This is a genomic window from uncultured Exiguobacterium sp. (assembly GCF_964277885.1).
In the GTDB taxonomy this organism is placed as follows: Bacteria; Bacillota; Bacilli; order Exiguobacteriales; family Exiguobacteriaceae; genus Exiguobacterium_A.
This window is the reverse complement of record NZ_CAXYJR010000005.1, coordinates 548,815-567,130: the sequence shown is the minus strand read 5'-3', so window position 1 is coordinate 567,130 and position 18,316 is coordinate 548,815. Positions and strand designations below refer to the sequence as shown.

Genomic DNA, 18,316 nt, shown 5'->3' with positions numbered 1-18,316 from the left:
GGAGGGGCATCGTGTAACTTTGCTATCAAGCGAGGGTGCCACATCATGAAATGGGCGTAATGTGGGTTTGATGGCGTTATTATTTTTATGCAAATAATAACGAACAATAAGGAGGAGTCTTATTATGGCTCGCTATACAGGTCCAGCTTGGAAACTCTCACGTCGTCTCGGTATCTCACTTACTGAAACAGGAAAAGAAATCGCAAAACGCCCTTACGCACCAGGTCAACACGGTAACAGCCGTCGTAAAGTATCTGAGTACGGTCTTCAACTTCAAGCGAAGCAAACACTTCGTCACATGTACGGAGTAAACGAACGCCAATTCAACCGTATCTTCAACGATGCTGGCAAAATGCCTGGTATCCACGGTGAGAACTTCATGTTCTTACTCGAAGCACGTCTTGATAACGTCGTTTACCGTATGGGTATGGCTCGTACACGTCGTGCTGCTCGTCAGCTCGTTAACCACGGTCACATCCAAGTTGATGGACAACGCGTTGATATCCCATCATTCCGCGTGAAACCAGGTCAAACGATCTCAGTTCGCGAAAAATCGAAGAACTTTGTCGTTATCAAAGAAGCACTCGAAGTTGCTCCAGCAACTAAAGACTTCGTTACTTTCGATGCTGAGAAGCTCGAAGGAACGTTCGTCCGTCTTCCTGAGCGTTCTGAATTGAACGATCAAATCCAAGAACAACTCGTCGTCGAGTACTACTCACGTTAATCGATTGTTCCAGCACTCACTTCGGTGGGTGCTTTTTTTATGCCTATGACTAAAATGTATACCTGGTCTTAAAAAAAGAGTGACGCCATCCATTCGTCTGTGTTAACCTTTAAATACACATAGTTAACACAAATAGAAAAGAGGACTTCATTCATGAAAACAAGAGATTTAACATTCATCGCCCTTGGTGCTGCCATCATCGCTGCCGTCAGCTCTTTGCCACAGATTCAACTTGTCGGTGCCGTTCCAATCACGCTTCAGATGCTCGCGATCATGACGGTCAGCGCGATCCTCGGAGGCAAACGCGGCGGACTCGCTGTCTTGATTTTCTTATTGCTCGCAGCAGCTGGTCTACCGGTACTTGGCGGAAAAGGGGGACTAGCCCCATTTGTCGGACCAACCGTTGGTTATTTGATTGCCTTTCCGATTGCCGGATTCTTCATCGGACTTGTTGCTGAAAAAACGCGTCGCTTCGTTCCCCTCTTCATCGGGATGATCGTCTTTGGTCTTGGTTTAGTCTACCTGCTTGGAACATTTGGTCTAATGGCTGTACTCGATCTATCGTTCAAAGATGCTTTTGCGATTAACTATCCTTTCATCTTATGGGATACAATCAAAGCTGCCATCGCCACGACGATTGCTGTTCGCTTGTTGCCACTCCGCTTATTCCGGACAGCTTAAAAAAACGCTCTCTGCATCTAAGTGCAGGGAGCGTTTCGTATATCATCAAGCATGCTCGACGACGAAGTATTTTTTCTTTCCGCGACGTACGATCGTAAAGCGACCAATCGCATCAGCTTCTGTGATTTCTTTCGTTAAATCTTGCTCGCGTTCTCCGTTCAGGTAGATCGCACCGTTTGTTACGTCTTCACGTGCTTGACGTTTTGACGGACTGATCTTCGCCTCAACGAGAACGTCGACGAGGTTTGTCGCTTCACCGAGTGTGAAGCGCGGCATTCCTTTGAACGCATCTTCGATATCTTCGACTTGCAACGATTTAATATCTCCACTAAAGAGTGCCGTCGTAATACGTTGCGCTTGTGTCAGCCCTTCTTCACCATGGACGAGAACTGTCATCTCTTCTGCGAGACGACGTTGCGCGACACGCTTCTCTGGTGCTGCCTTGACTTCTTCTGCGAGCGCGTCGAGTTCTTCGTGCGTTAAGAACGTGAAGTATTTCAAGAACTTGATGACGTCAAGATCGTCAACGTTGAACCAGAATTGGTAGAACTCGTACGGTGACGTTTTGTCAGCGTCTAACCAAACCGCACCACCTGCTGTCTTACCGAATTTTTGACCGTCTGCTTTTGTAACAAGCGGTACCGTCAATCCGAATGCTTTTTCTTCATGACCCGCACGACGAATCAATTCCATCCCTGCTGTGATGTTCCCCCACTGGTCACTACCTCCGACTTGAAGACGGCATCCTTTGTCTTCGTAGAGTTTCAAGAAGTCAAATGATTGAAGTAACATGTATGAGAACTCAGTGAATGAGATCCCGTTTTGAAGTCGTGAGTCAACAGAGTCTTTCGCAAGCATGTAGCTGACCGGGAAGTGTTTTCCGATATCGCGTAAGAAATCGATGATCGTCAAATCTTTCGTCCAGTCCAGGTTATTGGCGATCGTGACCGGGTTTTCTCCTTCAAGCGGTAAGAAACGTGACAACTGGTCCTTAATCCGATTCGCGAACTCTTCGACGATATCCGATGTGTTCAACGAACGTTCTGTTGCGCGACCACTCGGGTCTCCGATCATTCCCGTTGCTCCACCAACGAGACCTACGACATGGTGTCCTGCTTGTTGGAATCGTTTTAAGACTAAAATCGGTAACAAGTGCCCGATGTGCAATGAATCAGCTGTTGGATCGAAACCCGTGTATAGAGTTGTTGGTGTCTCGAGTAATGTCTTCAATCCTTCTTCATCCGTCATTTGGTTAATTAAACCGCGAAATTCTAAATCCTCTAATAACGTCATTGTGTCTCCTCCTAAAGTTCACTTTTAACAATAAAAAACCGTCCCTTCGTCTAAGACGAAGGGACGGAAGATTCCGTGGTACCACCCTGATTGCCCTTTACATAAAAGGACCACTTGGTTCGTCGATAACGGGACGGACCGCTTGATTTCTCAAGAAACTCCCGGAAGCGTAATTCGTAAGTTCACTGTGTCCTAGTTCGCAGCACCACTAGGTCTCTGTCACAGGGAGTGACTTACTACTGTATTCCGATCACTGTTTAACGTAATATATGAAAATAAGATGGTTTCATGATACGTCGAAGGCGAATCCGCTGTCAAGTCCGATTTCACTGGTGGATTTATGGTATAATACGTCTATCTGTGATTTAATAATAATTTACCCCTAAGTTTAAGATGTAAAGGAGATCATTTATGCGCGAGAACTGGTTCAAGTTTTGGAATCATCCCCGGACGAAAGCCGTTCGGCACTGGTCGAATATCACATACGATGTTTCATGGAACATCATCTTGTTTCTCATCATAGCAGTCCTACTTGTTGGTAGCTTTTCTGTCGGTGCAGCGGGTGGCTACTTCGCATCCCTCGTCAAGGATACCAAAGCACCACCATTGGCTGAGATGAAGCAGGAAGTCAACAGCTATGCCGTCACGAGTCAAATTTATTGGGGCAGTGGTGAAAAGCTGACGAACATCTCAACGGATGAAGAACGTCAGCCTGTCGATATTAAAAATATCTCTCCTTATTTGATTGATGCGCTTCTATCAACAGAAGATGTGGATTTTTATCAGCATGATGGAGTCGTTCCAAAAGCAACGCTACGTGCCGTCTTACAGGAACTGACGAATTCTGCATCACGTACTGGTGGAAGTACACTGACACAGCAATTGATTAAAAACCAAATTTTAACGAACGAAGTTTCATTCGAACGAAAAGCAAAAGAGATTCTCTTGGCATTACGCCTCGAAAACGCAATGTCAAAAGATGAGATTTTACAAGCGTATCTAAACGTCGTCTCATTCGGTCGTAATTCGCTCGGTCGTAATATCGCTGGTATTGAAGCCGCATCACGTGGCGTATTCAATAAATCCGCAAAAAAACTGACTTTGCCACAGGCAGCTTTTCTTGCTGGTATTCCGAAAAACCCTTACTACTACACACCTTACCTGCAAGGTGGCGTTGTCAAAAAAGATTTAACCCCAAGCGTCAACCGAATGAAAACCGTATTGAAGCGAATGTATGTCGCAAAAAATATCACGAAAGAACAGTATGAAAAAGCAATCAAGCATGATATTACAAAAGATTTTGCGAAGCAATCGAAACGCTCGCGTGACACGTATCCGTACGTCTATGATTTGGCGGAACGCGAAGCAACGAAAATTATGACGAAATATCTGATGAAACAAGATGGTGTGAAAGAAGATGAAGTGAAACCATCTGAACTGGCAGAGGTCCGTGCGAACTATCAAGATCAAGCACTTGTCGCACTTCGCCAAGGCGGATATAAAGTCCACTTGACGCTTGATAAAAAGATACACGAAGCGATGCAACAACCTGCAAAGAACAATGCGAATTTCCCGGGCGGTATGCAGTACAAGCAGGTCGTTGATCCAAAAACGAAAAAAACCGTTTCGAAACAGGACCCAGAAGAAACAGCAGCGGTTATGGTTCAAAATGAGACGGGCCGCATTCTTGGATTCGTTGGCGGACGCTATATGGATGGGAAAGCCGATGATTTCAACCGAGCATTCCAAGCCAAACGTCAAATCGGATCAACGGCTAAACCGATTCTCGTTTATTCAAACGCTATTGAGAATGGACTCATCACTCCGGCATCTACCGTCAATGATGAAGAGTATTATTACCAGACCGTACCACGTCAACCAGGTGACCGTCCGATCAAGAACGAAGGTGGTCGTTACCGTGGTAATGTGACCGTTCGTACGGCACTCGAACTATCATTGAACGTACCCGCCGTTAAGATTTATGAGAAAATGAATATGTCGAATTCGATTCAGAAACTCGTCGATATGGGTGTTGAAGTACCGGATACGATCCGTTACGCTCCTTCTGCGGCACTCGGTACGATGGAAATCACACCGGTTGAACTCGCTGGTGCTTACGCAACACTCGCGAACTATGGTGAATTCGTGCAACCATACGTTATCTCGAAAATCACGAAAGATGGAAAAGACATCTATAAAGCGAAACCGAAGAAAAAACGAATTTACGAACCACGAACGGCTTACTTGACGCTTGATATGATGCGTGGTGTCTTTACAAAAGGTACGGCAACATTTGCAAAAGACCGATTAAATGTTCCTGGAGACTGGGCTGGTAAGACAGGTACGACCAATGATGTCAAAGACTCTTACCTCGTTGGTTCGACACCTGGTGTGACCCTTGCCGTCTGGACAGGACATGACCAGAACAACTCACTCATCGGTCCGTCAACGTACTATCAACGTACGCAGACGCTGTGGTCACAGATGGCGAATGCAACGTATGGCGCGAACAGCAGCTACTTCAAGTCCGGTGCCCGCTTTACGCAACCATCTTCTGTCACCTCAGATGACTTCAAAAATAGTGGTCGTTTCAAAGAAGAGGACAAAAAGAAAAAAGAAGAGGAAGCGAAGAAAAAAGCAGAAGCTGAGAAGAAGAAAGAAGAAGCTAGACAAGAAGAACAAAAGCAGGAAGAACAAAAGCAGGAAGAACAAAAGCAAGAGGCTCAACAAAACGAGCAACAACAAGCTGAAGCAGATGCGAAGAAAAAAGCAGAAGAAGACGCAAAACGTGCTGCCGATGCGAAAGCAAAAGCCGAGGCAGACGCTAAGAAGAAAGCAGAAACGGACGCTAAGAAAAAAGAAGCAGATGTGAAGAAACAACAAGAACAACAAAAGAAACAAGATGAAAAGAAAAACGATGCTTCTGAAAACTAACAAAAAGGATGAATCACCTGTTGCGGTGATTCATCCTTTTTTACGGTCAATCCTCCATCGTCGATAGATCACCTGTTTCTAAGTTCAATTCCCACGCTTTCAGAACACGGCGCATGATTTTACCACTTCGTGTCTTCGGCAACTTATCTCGGAAATCGATTTCTCTCGGTGCCGCATGAGCAGCAAGTCCCTCTTTGACGAATGCTTGGATTTCTTGTTTTAGCTCATCCGTCGGCTCGTAACCATCACGCAAGGCAATGAATGCCTTGATGATTTCACCGCGAACTGGATCTGGTTTACCGATGACACCGGCTTCTGCGACAGCTGGGTGCTCGACGAGACGACTTTCAACCTCGAACGGACCAACCCGTTCTCCAGCCGTCATGATGACGTCATCGACACGTCCTTGGAACCAGAAGTAACCTTCGTCATCCATATAGGCAGAATCCCCTGAGACATACCATCCTTTAAAGAAATAGGATTCATATTTCTGCGGATTGTTCCAAATTTGACGCATCATCGATGGCCATGGTGTTTTTAAGGCAAGGTTCCCCATTCGGAATGGCGGTAACTCATTTCCTTGATCATCAATGATCGCAGCCTGAGTTCCTGGAATCGGTTTCCCCATTGATCCCGGTTTGATGTCCATCGACTTGTAGTTACAAATCATCATTGCGCCTGTCTCCGTCATCCACCATGTATCATGAATCCGTTGATCAAAAGCTTCTTTCCCCCAACGAATGACTTCCGGGTTCAACGGTTCTCCGACAGACAATACATGACGAAGACTCGAGAGATCATGATGATTTGCAACATCCGCTCCCGCTCCCATCAACATCCGGAAAGCCGTTGGCGCACTATACCAGACTGTTACCTTATACTTCTCGATGACGCTGTACCAGAAGTCCGGATTGAAACGTCCACCGACGACGACGTTCGTCGCGCCATTCAAGAATGGTGCGAAGATGCCGTAGCTTGTTCCTGTGACCCATCCCGGGTCAGCCGTACACCAGTAGACATCATCTTCTTGGAGATCAAGTACCCAGCGACCTGTCATTAAATGCTGAATCATCGCATTTTGAACATGGAGGACACCTTTTGGTTTCCCTGTCGATCCTGAAGTATAGTGTAGGATCAATCCGTCTTCACGATCCAACCAGACCGGTTCGAATACGTCGGATGCTTGCTCGAACGCTTTGCGGAAATCGAGTAATGTGTCCGATTCTTCGATATTTTCGTCGACAAGCACTACCTTTTCAAGTGATTCCAATTCCCCGACTGGAACACGTGGGAGTAATGCCTTCGTCGTCACGAGTAACTTCGCTTCAGAATCAAGCAAGCGATCGCGAACTGCTTGTTCCATGAATGCTTCAAATAACGGACCGACGATTGCACCTACCTTCAGTGCGCCAAGCAAGGCAAAATACAGTTCCGGTGAGCGTGGCATGAAGATGAAAATACGGTCACCCGTTTTGACCCCTGCATCGACTAATACGTTTGCCGCTTTATTCGTCAATCGTTTCATATCTGCATAGGTGAAGTGTTGCTCCGTCGTTCCATCGAAATAGATCAGCGCATCCTTGTTCGCCCGCTTGCCTTCTGCGTGGCGGTCGATTGCTTCATGAGCCATGTTGACTTTCCCCGTTGTCGCCCATGAAAAGTACTGCTCAGCATCTTTCCAGTCGTACGTGTTCGTCTCATCATACTCTGCTAACCAATGTTTCCCCGGAAGCGCTTTCAAAACTTTCATGTCTCGTTCCTCCCCTTCTATGTTTTCCTCTTTATTATAAGCTAGTTATCCGTCAGTTCAATCCATTTGCCGTCAATTTGTTAAAAAATGCCTCTCTTTGCTCAAGCGCTTTCGTCTATAATGAATAAGAAGGTGGTGACGCTTACATGTTTGAAAAACAATTCAATCATCGGACGCACGAAACATCACTCGGTCCCGTTGACATCGAAGGTCCCGTACCGAGTCAAACACTTGCAACGTATACACTCGATTCAGGGTTGACGGCTTTTCGTCCACCCGCTGAACAACATCAAGCGCTCGTTGAGATTGCAGACCTTGAGGAAGGACGCATCATCGTCGCTCGTCAAGGAACGGAAATCATCGGTTATGTGACTTACTTATATCCTGATCCCTATGAAACATGGAGCGAAGGAAACAATCCGTACATCTTGGAACTCGGAGCGATTGAAGTCTCCTCTCGGTTCCGCGGACAACAGATCGGAAAAAAATTACTTGAAGTCTCCATGATGGATCCCGCCATGGAACACTATTTGATTTTAACGACTGAATATTACTGGCATTGGGACTTAAAAGGAAGCGGACTATCAGTCTGGGATTACCGAAAGATCATGGAGAAGATGATGAACCATGGGGGTCTCATCTTCTTCCCGACCGATGATCCGGAAATCGCCTCTCATCCCGCTAATTGTTTGATGGCGCGTATCGGAAAACACGTCTCCCCTGAAGTCGTCGCTCACTTTGATGCGCTACGCTTGAGAAGACGTTTCATGTATGACTGAGCTCGAGGAGGAATCGTCATGTTAATCGAACAAATCATGAATACGACGTGCATCACGATGCAACCGACGAATTCCATCGCACATGCGGTTGAACTCATGAAACGTCATCAGATTCGTCATATTCTTGTCGTCAATGCCCGTCATGAACTTGTCGGTCTCGTCGGACTAAAGGAAATTCAAAGCGCAAGTAGTATCTTTCATCCGGATACAGCAAAACAGGATCTACAGTATCCGGTCTCAAGTATCATGATTGAAAGTCCTGTCACGGCCCATCCGCTTGATTTTCTCGAAGATGCGGCTGTGCTGTTTTATGAATATCGCTTGACTTGTCTGCCAATCGTCCGCGGTCGACGCCTTGCCGGTGTCGTCACGGAAACGGATTTGTTACGGACATTCGTTCAATTGACGGGTGCACTCGAACCAAGTTCTCAAATCGAAATCCGTGTTGAGAACACTGCTGGAACGTTAGCAAAGATTGCCGCACTGCTTGCTAAAACGAATATCAATATCTTAAATGTACTCGTGTATCCAACAGACGATCCGTATGTCCGGATCGTTGCGTTTCGTGTCCAGACGATGAATCCGATTCGGATCATCGAAAAGTTACGTAAAGAAGGATTCGATGTACTTGGACCGGATGTGAGCAGATGAAGGATTTTGCCTACCTGTACAGTCCTGAAGAAGCGACTTATCGGTTTTCGGAGACGCATCCATTCAATCCGATTCGCCTCGAATTAACGGTTTCCTTGCTCGAAGCGATGCATCAATTAGATGACATTCCTTGTATCGCGCCACGTCATGCAACCGATGAAGAATTGGCACTCGTTCATGATCAAGATTATATTACTGCCGTCAAAGCAGCAGGAACCGGAGCATTAACACCTCTTAAGGCACAGATGTACGGTCTTGGAACAGAAGATACTCCTTTGTTCCAAGGGATGCATTCCGGCGCTTCTCTCCTTGTCGGCGGCACGATTGAAGCGTGTGACCTCGTCTTATCTGGTCAATATAAACGAACCTTTCATATCGGTGGTGGCTTACATCACGGATTCCGTGGGCGTGCCTCTGGTTTTTGTGTCTATAACGATACCGCTGTCGCCATGGCAGCGATGATTGAAAAATATCACTGTAAAATTCTTTATGTTGATACGGACGCCCATCATGGCGATGGAGTGCAATGGGCATTTTACAATCGAAAGGACGTCATGACGTTGTCTCTTCATGAGACGGGTCGCTATTTGTTTCCAGGAACGGGAATGGTGACGGAACGGGGGTCTGAAGAAGGGTATGGATTTAGTTGGAACGTGCCCTTGGACGCCTTTACAGAAGACGATTCGTTTTTACTCGCGTATGAGACGGCACTCTTTGAAGCGTGCGAATTATTCCAGCCGGATCTCATCATCACACAAAATGGTGCCGATGCACATGCACTTGATCCATTGACTCATCTATCCTTAACGATGAAAAGTTATGAGCAGATACCTCAAATCGCTGTCGCTGCCGCAAATAAATATACGAATGGGAAAATCGTAGCTCTAGGAGGCGGTGGCTATGACTGGTATCGTGTCGTCCCACGCGCGTGGAGTCAAGTTTTTGCTGCCATGACCGGACAAGCTCCGTTTCGTGGAGAGATTCCTACTTCATGGCAAAAACGTTGGAGTGGACAAGAAACAACCCCACCAACATACTGGCATGATCCAACACCACTCTACCCCGCCATTCCGCGACGACCTGAAATCGAAGAAAAAAATTGGGAGACCGTCAAACGACTGATTTGGCCGTTCGTTAATGATGAGCGTAAGAAACAATTGACTGCGACTTCCCCCTACTCCGTTGATTAATTGACTTTTTATCTTCACATTTATTTCGTTCGGAGTTCACAACTTGTTGCTATACTAAATATGGAATTTTTACTTAGTAAATGAATAATAGTTGGGGGAATCATCATGAAAAAGGCATGGCTTTATTCCGGTCTTATTCTATCGACGGGAATCGTACTCGCAGGATGTGGCAATGAAAAGCAGGCGATGGATCACGATAACATGCAAGGGTCAGGCAAACCGACGGTCGAGGTCAACGTCAATGTTCCAGCCAAGACAATGGAAGAAGATAAAGTTGTTTTTAAAGCGTCAGCTGTCGAACAAAAGAAGCCAGTTAACCTCGAGGACGTGACATTTGAAGTTTGGGAAGCCGGAAAACAAGACGGTGCCCATCAAAAGTTCAAGGCAGCCTTGAAAAAGACGGGTTCTTATCAAGCAGAAGCTAAACTGGCTGAAGGTGAATATGAAGGACTATATCATATCAATGATAAAAAGGGACTCCATCATATGGATAAAATCTCATTCGTTGTCATGGATCATTCACATGAAAAAGAGGAAGCATCGCACGAGCATGGACATGATCATGAAGCCGTCGACGGTCTGTCTGTCCATTACATGGGCGCAACAAAAGCGAAAGCGGGTGCCGAACTTCCTGTCTCCTTTCATGTTTTCCTTGATGGGAAACCGCTAAAGGCGAACGTACAAGTAGAAGTCATTGAAACCGGTATTGAAAAGCATAACTACGTTCCTTTAGAAAAAAAGGGTGATGCCTACAGCGGGAAAGTGACATTGACTGCACCTGGTCAAACGACAGTTCGACTCCATGTCGAAAATGACCAAATCCATCATCATCAAGATGAACTTATTACCGTCGCGAAATAAAAAAACGTCTCTTTTTTCAAGCAGCTTGCTTGAGAGAAGAGACGTTTTTTCGATTAAGGACGTGTCGAATCCCGTTGTTCGATCCGGTGTGGTAACGTGACATCGTTCGTTTCGATTTCTTCTTTATTTAAGATTTTCGTCAATAGACGCATCGAGACTGCTCCGATATCATACATCGGTTGAACGACAGTCGTCAGTTTCGGACGAATCATCGTCGCAAGACGTGTGTTATCGTGTCCGATGACTTCGAAGTCTTCCGGTACACGGTGTCCGGCATCCTGTAAAGCATGGATGACACCAAGAGCCATCTCATCCGTTCCAGCAAAAATCGCGCGTGGGCAACCTTCTCCAAGTTCAAGCAATTGATTCATCGCCTTCATTCCTGAATCATACGTATAGTTTCCAAGGACGACATTTTGCTCGTTAAACGGAAGATTTGCTTCTTCGAGTGCTCGGCGATAACCCGCAAATTTCTTTTCACCATTGATTTGCTGTTCGAGTGGTCCAGTGATGAATCCAATCCGTTCATGTCCACGGTCGATCAAAGACTTAACAGCATCGTGCGCAGCACTCTCATAATCGATGTTGACGGCAGGAAGATCATAATCTTGATTCAACGTCGCAGCAAGAACGATCGGAACCGGTGATGTTTTGAACTCACGAACGAGATCCTCGTGCAGACGTCCACCCATGAAGATGATTCCATCCACCTGTTTTCCGAGTAATGTATTGAGCAAATGAATCTCTTTTTCCCGATTTTGGTCGGAGTTACATAAAATGATGTTATATTTATACATTGTCGCGACATCCTCAATCCCGCGTGCTAAATCCGCAAAGAAGATGTTCGAGATATCGGGCACGATGACACCGACCGTCGTTGTTTTTTTACTTGCTAGTCCACGGGCAACAGCGTTTGGACGATAACCAAGCTGTTCGATTGCGTCTTGGACCTTCTTTCGTGTAGATGGTTTGACATTCGGGTTTCCGTTGACGACACGCGATACGGTCGCCATCGAAACAGCAGCCTCTCGCGCGACATCGTAAATCGTAATATTACTATTCAAAACAAATTCCTCCTTTAGTATGATCCATCTCAAGTGTTTTCATTTCGTTTTCATTTTTAGGCAACACGAAAGGAAGACAGGAAAAGATACTTTTCTTTTCCCATTCTTCCTTCATTGTAAAACGTTTTCATTCGCTTTAGGTTACCCTTTTTCGGAAATCATTGAACGTTTAGTGCCGGAAAGGTAGTCGTCAAGTTTTCGATGAACGTATCGAATTCTTGGAAATCGAGTTGTTGGTTCGCATCAGACAACGCAAGTGCTGGGAACGGATGGACTTCGACCATGACAGCGTCTGCCCCGATCGCATACGCCGCTTTTGCTGTTGGCAAGAGTAAATCCTTACGTCCTGTCGAGTGCGTGACATCGACCATGACAGGGAGATGCGTCTCTTGCTTCAGAATCGGAACTGCTGAGATATCAAGCGTGTTCCGTGTTGCACGTTCATACGTCCGAATACCACGCTCACATAAGATGACTTGATCGTTACCGCTCGCCATAATGTACTCAGCCGCGTACATGAATTCCTCGAGCGTTGCAGAAAGACCTCGTTTTAAAAGAACCGGTTTATTCGTACGACCGACTTCTTTGAGTAAATCGAAGTTTTGCATGTTGCGTGCGCCGACTTGGATGATGTCGACATATGGTAAAGCAGATTCAACGGCGCTCGGTGTCATGATTTCAGTGATGACATGCAAGCCGTGCGCGTCCGCTGCTTTTTTCAACATCTTTAGACCTTCGAGCCCTAGGCCCTGGAAATCGTAAGGCGATGTACGTGGTTTGTACGCTCCGCCTCGCATGAACTTCACGCCATGTTTCGCGAGCTGTTCCGCGACTTCAAATACTTGTTCTTCGCTCTCGACCGCACACGGTCCAGCGATCAATTGTTGTGAACCGTCTCCGATAACGGCATCTCCGATCCGTATGATCGTATTCGTCGGTTTTTGTTTCCGTGATACGAGTAATTTCCGAGTCCGGTCCTCTCCTTGCAATTCGAGAGAAGCTTTGAAAATTTCTTTAAATACATGCTGAAGGCGTCCTGTTTCAAAAGGTCCATGGTTATTAGCGGCAATTGATTCGAGCATTTGACGTTCTCGAACAGGGTCGTATCGATCAAGCCCTTGTGCTCGTTTGACTTTTCCGATTTCAACGGCAATTTGACCTCGTCTGTTCATCAATTCCAATAATTCTGCATTCACTAAATCGAGTTCATCACGTAATCTTTTTAATTCTGCATGTTGATCCATGTCCTACCACTCCCTAATCAGCATATAGCTCGTAATAGCAACTAATTATAGCGAACTCTTTCCCTGTTGTACATAAAGAAGCTGCATGATTTCTTAAAATATGAAAATAAATTACGTTTTTTCATATAATTTTTTTTTATGATTTCTCTATCAAGGAAACATAGAAAAAGAGCCCTCGTGATGAGAGCTCCTCAATGTATTGATTATTTCTTATGATTCACATCAGACTGCGGATCATTGTCTTCCTCTTGTTCGTCTGCTAACTGTTCACGTAACTCCGAAAGTTCAACGACCGTTTCCGTGTCGATTTCTTCTGCCACTGACGCCCCATCTACTTCGTCGCCGATTTCACGTTCGATGTCCCGTACGAGCTGTTCTGCTTCTGCGAGAGCAGCATCGATGCTTGCCTGATCCTTCTCAAAGCCCGCATATTGTGCCGCTTCTTGAACCGTTGAATTATTCTTTGCTTTTTCAATGACAGGTGCTGCCTTATCTTTCGCTAGTTGAATCCACTCACCTACAAGTGGCTCCGCTTTTTCGCGGACAACTTGTGTCTGTTCCGTTAAACGTTGACGCGCAGGAGCTGTACGCTCGTCAATCAGATTGCGTACTTCACGACCTGATTTTGGGCTAGAAAGGAGAGCTGCCGCAGCACCAATCAATCCACCAACGATGACTCCGGCCAAGAAGCCTCCTCCTTTAGAAGAATCTTGTGCTTGATATGGGTGTTGTTTCGTCATGATTTACGATCTCCCTTCAACTCATCTGGAATGCTTTCGACGTCCGGTACTGACACGACTTCCGGTGTGACCGGCGCCTCTGCCTTTTTCCGGAATCGACGACGTGGCTTTTTCTCAACCGTCGTTGTTGCCGTCGAATGATTTTGAACCGTAGTCTCTGCTGGTTTATTTTTCTTAAATAACTCTACAGCGACTGAGCCCCAACGGACTGCTTGCGCAATCTGTTCTTTATTCGTATCCGCCGCACCAGCAACCGTATCGGATACTGTCCGGACAGAATCTGTCACTTTGTTTAATGACGTACCGAGTTCTTCGATCGAGTTTGCGACAGGTGCAAGCAATTCTGTTTTTTCTTCAATCGTATCGACCAGACGATTCGTCTTATGTAACAACGCTGTCGTCTCCATCATGATACCGTCTAATTGACGTTCGAGTCCTGCTGTCGTGTTGGCTACATTGTTGAGCGTCTTACTCGCAGCACCTAATACACGGGCAAGGAAAATGACGAGCACTACGAATGCGATCGCAGCGACTAATCCGGCGATTCCGCCTAATGTGATTTCCATGGTTCTTGCCTCCAATTTTTTTGCATAGTCTTTTGTTGATAGTTCGACATGTAGCAAGTCGTTCCTGCTACTCCAAATGGTTTATTTCCGTTACAATGATAAATGAAACCTACATCATCCATTTCGAGGGGGAAATTACATGCGTGACCCACGTCTTACTCAATTGGCAACGAATCTCATTAATTATTCGGTTGCCCTTGAACCTGGTGAAAAAGTATTGATTGAAAACTTCGGCATCGAACGCGAACTGGTCGAGGCGCTCGTCGAAGCTGCCTACGCAGCTGGCGGTCATCCGTTCGTCTTACTTAAGGATAATCGTATCCTACGAAAATTATACCGAAATGCTTCAGAAGAGCAACTCCAATTGATGGCAGACATCGAACGCAAGCAAATGCAAGCGATGGATGCATACATCGGACTGCGTGCTGGTGATAACATCAACGAACTATCGGATGTACCGGCTGAACAAATGAAACTGTACGGTCAAACAATTGGTAAGATGCACACACAAGATCGTGTCAAAGGAACGAAATGGGTCGTCCTTCGCTTCCCAACTGCATCGATGGCGCAACTTGCCAACCAATCGACAGAAGCATTCGAAGATTTCTACTTCGATGTCTGTACGCTTGATTATGAAAAGATGGGACAAGCGATGGAACCACTCGTCGACTTAATGAACCAGACAGATCGTGTTCGTCTCGTCGGACCAGGAACGGATCTAACGTTTTCAATCAAAGACATCCCAGCCATCAAATGCGCCGGAAATGCTAACATCCCAGACGGTGAAGTCTTTACGGCACCCGTCAAGGATTCGGTCAACGGTGTCATCTCATATAACACACCATCTCCGTATCAAGGGTTTACGTTTGAAAACGTCAAACTGACGTTTAAAGACGGTAAAATCGTCGAAGCGACGGCAAACGATACAGATCGGATCAACCAAGTCTTCGATACTGATGCTGGTTCTCGTTTCGTCGGCGAATTCGCGATCGGCGTCAATCCCTTCATTCAGCATCCGATGAAGGATATTCTATTCGATGAAAAAATCGATGGTAGCTTCCACTTCACACCAGGTCAAGCTTACGAAGAAGCCTATAACGGTAATGATTCATCCGTTCACTGGGATCTCGTCAACATCCAACGCCCTGATTACGGTGGTGGAGAAATCTGGTTCGACGACGTCTTGATCCGTAAAGACGGTCGTTTCGTCCTTCCAGAACTCGAAGTCCTCAATCCTGAAAACCTGAAATAAGAAAAAGCGGATGGTCGGTCCTTCATAGGACCGGATCATCCGTTTTTATTATCTTACTTTTTCAATGTCGCACGGAGCATCCAAATTTGTTTTTCGATTTCCTTCGCTTGACCCAGCAGATCATCTTCCACTGTCACGTCTTGTGCCTCAAGGTGTTCTATCGCATCAAGCATCTCTTTTCGGACTTGTTGGAAGTCTTTGATGACTGAATCGATCATCTCATCTGCAGACAAACCTGATTTTGCTTCTTCAAGTGTCGTTTGCTCTAGATACTCTTTTAGCGTCGCTGAAGGTGTCCCGTTATTCATCAAGAGACGTTCCGCAACGACATCGTATTGCTCAGACACCCATGTATACAGTTCTTCAAGCTTCACATGGAGTGTCAAGAAGTCTGGTCCTTTGATGTACCAGTGGTAATTGTGGAGTTTGACGAATAGGACCCCATAGTTTGCCACCTGCTGATTCAAAGCTGCTTTTGCATGATTACTGATCATCTGATATTCCCCTTTCCTGATTTCAAATGACGTTCTATTTCATCTTTATCCTTAAATAACAAAGGATAAACATCATTTTCAGGAAGAGTGTTTCATCGCGGACGTTTTAATCCCTTTAGCATGTATCCACCTTTGAAATCGACGGAATCGAATGCGACGAGGAATGCTTTCGGTTCGTATTCTTCAACGAGATTACGAAGCACTTTCATACGTGTTCGAGCCGCGAGCACATCTAACCGATAACGGACACCGTCTCGTCCTTGACCTTGGTAATGTGTCACACCGAAACCATTATCGCGAATGACTTGAATCAATTCCGCTGGAAATTCTTGCGTATGCACTTGAATCATATTGTAACCGATAGCTAGTTTTCGTTCGACATATCCACCGACGAGTATTCCTAGGCCAAATCCGAGCGCATAAACAACCATACCAAGCGTCGTCAAATCTTGAAAAACAATTCCTAGTGCAAAAATGTAAATCAATGTTTCCACCGTACCAAATAATCCGGCAATGACAGTCCGCCCTTTGACGAGCATGATCGTCCGTAATGTCAAAACTGGAACGTAAATCAACTGGAGCAATAAGATGAGTAAAATCTGTCCCATGGTGTCTTTCCTTTCTGTAATAACTTCAACACATACACACTATTTCAAACTTTATTTCAAGATGCAATCCTATTTTAGATTTTCCTCATCGGTTTTTTGAAATTACTATCATAATTCAAATTTACGACAAAAAAAGCGCCACTCGGGTCGAGTGACACTTTGGGTTTTCGATTATTTTACGCTTTGATACTGATGCTGATACGTTTGGATGTCGCCCGCTCCCATGAATAGAAGCACAGCATTTTCATGCTGACGTAGAACAGAAACGTTATCGCGCGTCAGAATAGAAGCTTGCGGGATTTTCTCCTGCAAATCTTCGACGCGAACTTGCCCTTCCTGCTCACGTGCCGATCCAAAGATTTCGCATAGATATGTCGCATCTGCTTCACGTAAAGAAGTCGCGAAATCATCCATGAATGATTTCAAGCGTGTGTACGTATGCGGTTGGAAAATCGCAATGACTTCACGGTCCGGATATTTCTTCCGTGCCGACTCAATCGTCGCGCTGATTTCCTTCGGATGGTGCGCATAATCATCTACTAAGATTTGTGTGCCGAATTCCGACTCACTGAAGCGACGTTTTACACCACCAAATGTGGCTAAACGTTCAGCAACGTCGTCTTTGCTCAACCCTTCGTACTGACAGATCGCAATGACAGAGAGTGCATTCAAGACATGATGACGACCGAATCCTGGAATAAGGAACGTGCCGTAGAAATCATCACGTAAATAGACATCAAACGATGTTCCATCTGGCGTTGACGTCGCATTTTCCGCACGGAAGTCATTGTTCTCTCCGAATCCATAATAGAGAACAGGTACATTCGCTTGAATGTTTTGAAGATGTTCGTCATCTCCACAAGCAACGATCGCTTGCTTAACCTGCATCGCCATTTCTTGGAATGCCGAAACGACGTCATCGATTCCTGTGAAATAATCCGAATGATCGAAGTCGATATTCGTCATGATAGCGTAGTCCGGCTTGTAATATAAGAAGTGACGTTTGTATTCACATGCCTCGAAGACGAATGCTTTCGCATCCTCTACTCCTGCCCCTGTCCCGTCTCCGATCAAGAAAGCTGTCGGTGTAATACCGCTCAAGACGTGTGAAAGCAAACCTGTCGTCGACGTTTTTCCGTGTGAGCCTGTAATGGCAACCGAACGATATTCATTTGCTAGGTGTCCTAAGAAATCATAATAATGATGGATGGTTAAACCAAGTTCATTTGCCCGTGCGATTTCTGGGTGATCATCTCCAAAAGCATTCCCTTGGATGATGACATAATCTTCTTTGATGTTATCCGCATTGAACGGGAAAAATGGAATTCCCTTAGCCCGTAACGCGTCTTCAGTAAAAATGTGCTTTTCGATGTCTGAACCTTGCACCTCATGATTCATCTCATGTAGTACTTGGGCGAGCGCACTCATCCCTGTTCCTTTGATTCCAACAAAATGATACTTTGTCATATAAAAGCCCTCCAATTC

At 45.6% G+C, this 18,316-nt stretch carries 17 protein-coding genes and 1 other annotated feature; of the genes, 8 read left to right on the top strand and 9 right to left on the bottom strand.

The features are described 5' to 3' along the window. The first annotated feature begins 124 nt into the window (after nucleotides 1-124). Nucleotides 125-724 carry a 30S ribosomal protein S4 gene (rpsD, locus tag ACHWTJ_RS04560; protein WP_023469059.1) on the top strand — a complete coding sequence of 200 codons (600 nt, stop codon included), beginning with the start codon at nucleotides 125-127 and terminating at the stop codon, nucleotides 722-724. A gap of 153 nt (nucleotides 725-877) precedes the next feature. Next, on the top strand, nucleotides 878-1,405 hold the full coding sequence (locus ACHWTJ_RS04555; protein ID WP_394679195.1) for a biotin transporter BioY: 528 nt from the start codon (nucleotides 878-880) through the stop codon (nucleotides 1,403-1,405). A 45-nt stretch (nucleotides 1,406-1,450) separates the two neighbouring features. Here the strand turns inward: ACHWTJ_RS04555 and tyrS are convergent, their stop codons facing one another. Then, entirely contained in the window at nucleotides 1,451-2,698 is a 1,248-nt protein-coding gene (gene tyrS / locus ACHWTJ_RS04550) for a tyrosine--tRNA ligase (RefSeq protein WP_029342350.1), read from the bottom strand. Nucleotides 2,699-2,754: 56 nt separating this feature from the next. Further along, nucleotides 2,755-2,961: a binding site (T-box leader), on the bottom strand. Nucleotides 2,962-3,109: 148 nt separating this feature from the next. On the opposite strand from tyrS, the gene ACHWTJ_RS04545 reads away from it, so the two are divergent. Next, nucleotides 3,110-5,632 carry a transglycosylase domain-containing protein gene (locus ACHWTJ_RS04545; RefSeq protein WP_294740406.1) on the top strand — a complete coding sequence of 841 codons (2,523 nt, stop codon included), beginning with the start codon at nucleotides 3,110-3,112 and terminating at the stop codon, nucleotides 5,630-5,632. Nucleotides 5,633-5,678: 46 nt separating this feature from the next. Here the strand turns inward: ACHWTJ_RS04545 and acsA are convergent, their stop codons facing one another. Continuing rightward, a complete protein-coding gene (acsA, locus tag ACHWTJ_RS04540; RefSeq protein ID WP_394679194.1) occupies nucleotides 5,679-7,382 on the bottom strand; it encodes an acetate--CoA ligase in 1,704 nt (567 codons plus the stop codon). A gap of 146 nt (nucleotides 7,383-7,528) precedes the next feature. Here acsA and ACHWTJ_RS04535 point away from each other — a divergent pair, with 146 nt between their 5' ends. The 4 genes from ACHWTJ_RS04535 (at nucleotide 7,529) to ACHWTJ_RS04520 (ending at nucleotide 10,863) form a co-directional block, all read left to right on the top strand. Further along, on the top strand, nucleotides 7,529-8,161 hold the full coding sequence (locus ACHWTJ_RS04535; RefSeq protein ID WP_394679193.1) for a GNAT family N-acetyltransferase: 633 nt from the start codon (nucleotides 7,529-7,531) through the stop codon (nucleotides 8,159-8,161). Between the two features lie 18 nt (nucleotides 8,162-8,179). Then, nucleotides 8,180-8,812, top strand: a complete 633-nt coding sequence (locus tag ACHWTJ_RS04530) for an acetoin utilization AcuB family protein (RefSeq protein WP_294740403.1) — start codon at nucleotides 8,180-8,182, stop codon at nucleotides 8,810-8,812. Further along, the gene (locus ACHWTJ_RS04525) at nucleotides 8,809-10,002 is read left to right on the top strand and encodes an acetoin utilization protein AcuC (protein WP_294740402.1); all 1,194 of its coding nucleotides are present in this window, start codon (nucleotides 8,809-8,811) and stop codon (nucleotides 10,000-10,002) included. The genes ACHWTJ_RS04530 and ACHWTJ_RS04525 overlap by 4 nt, the downstream gene beginning before the upstream one ends. 105 nt (nucleotides 10,003-10,107) lie before the next feature. Further along, nucleotides 10,108-10,863 (top strand): maltotransferase domain-containing protein, encoded by a 756-nt coding sequence (locus ACHWTJ_RS04520; protein ID WP_394679192.1) that lies wholly within the window; start codon nucleotides 10,108-10,110, stop codon nucleotides 10,861-10,863. A gap of 53 nt (nucleotides 10,864-10,916) precedes the next feature. Here ACHWTJ_RS04520 and ccpA read toward each other — a convergent pair whose 3' ends face one another. The 4 genes from ccpA to ACHWTJ_RS04500 form a co-directional block, all read right to left on the bottom strand. Next, the gene (ccpA, locus tag ACHWTJ_RS04515) at nucleotides 10,917-11,927 is read right to left on the bottom strand and encodes a catabolite control protein A (RefSeq protein ID WP_394679191.1); all 1,011 of its coding nucleotides are present in this window, start codon (nucleotides 11,925-11,927) and stop codon (nucleotides 10,917-10,919) included. A gap of 158 nt (nucleotides 11,928-12,085) precedes the next feature. Beyond that, the gene (locus tag ACHWTJ_RS04510) at nucleotides 12,086-13,171 is read right to left on the bottom strand and encodes a bifunctional 3-deoxy-7-phosphoheptulonate synthase/chorismate mutase (protein ID WP_023469069.1); all 1,086 of its coding nucleotides are present in this window, start codon (nucleotides 13,169-13,171) and stop codon (nucleotides 12,086-12,088) included. Nucleotides 13,172-13,374: 203 nt separating this feature from the next. Beyond that, on the bottom strand, nucleotides 13,375-13,911 hold the full coding sequence (locus ACHWTJ_RS04505) for a YtxH domain-containing protein (RefSeq protein WP_064299494.1): 537 nt from the start codon (nucleotides 13,909-13,911) through the stop codon (nucleotides 13,375-13,377). Next, entirely contained in the window at nucleotides 13,908-14,477 is a 570-nt protein-coding gene (locus ACHWTJ_RS04500; protein ID WP_029342359.1) for a DUF948 domain-containing protein, read from the bottom strand. Before ACHWTJ_RS04500 ends, ACHWTJ_RS04505 begins: the two co-directional genes overlap by 4 nt. Before the next feature lie 139 nt (nucleotides 14,478-14,616). On the opposite strand from ACHWTJ_RS04500, the gene ACHWTJ_RS04495 reads away from it, so the two are divergent. Then, nucleotides 14,617-15,729: an aminopeptidase gene (locus ACHWTJ_RS04495; protein ID WP_294740400.1), complete on the top strand. Its 1,113-nt coding sequence runs from the start codon at nucleotides 14,617-14,619 to the stop codon at nucleotides 15,727-15,729. Nucleotides 15,730-15,782: 53 nt separating this feature from the next. On the opposite strand, the gene ACHWTJ_RS04490 is transcribed toward ACHWTJ_RS04495, so the two are convergent. From ACHWTJ_RS04490 to murC, 3 genes are all read right to left on the bottom strand, one after another. Further along, nucleotides 15,783-16,223: a DNA starvation/stationary phase protection protein gene (locus ACHWTJ_RS04490; protein WP_294740399.1), complete on the bottom strand. Its 441-nt coding sequence runs from the start codon at nucleotides 16,221-16,223 to the stop codon at nucleotides 15,783-15,785. A gap of 92 nt (nucleotides 16,224-16,315) precedes the next feature. Continuing rightward, on the bottom strand, nucleotides 16,316-16,831 hold the full coding sequence (locus ACHWTJ_RS04485) for a DUF2179 domain-containing protein (RefSeq protein WP_023469074.1): 516 nt from the start codon (nucleotides 16,829-16,831) through the stop codon (nucleotides 16,316-16,318). A gap of 171 nt (nucleotides 16,832-17,002) precedes the next feature. Continuing rightward, nucleotides 17,003-18,298 (bottom strand): UDP-N-acetylmuramate--L-alanine ligase, encoded by a 1,296-nt coding sequence (murC, locus tag ACHWTJ_RS04480; RefSeq protein ID WP_023469075.1) that lies wholly within the window; start codon nucleotides 18,296-18,298, stop codon nucleotides 17,003-17,005. Nucleotides 18,299-18,316: the final 18 nt, after the last annotated feature.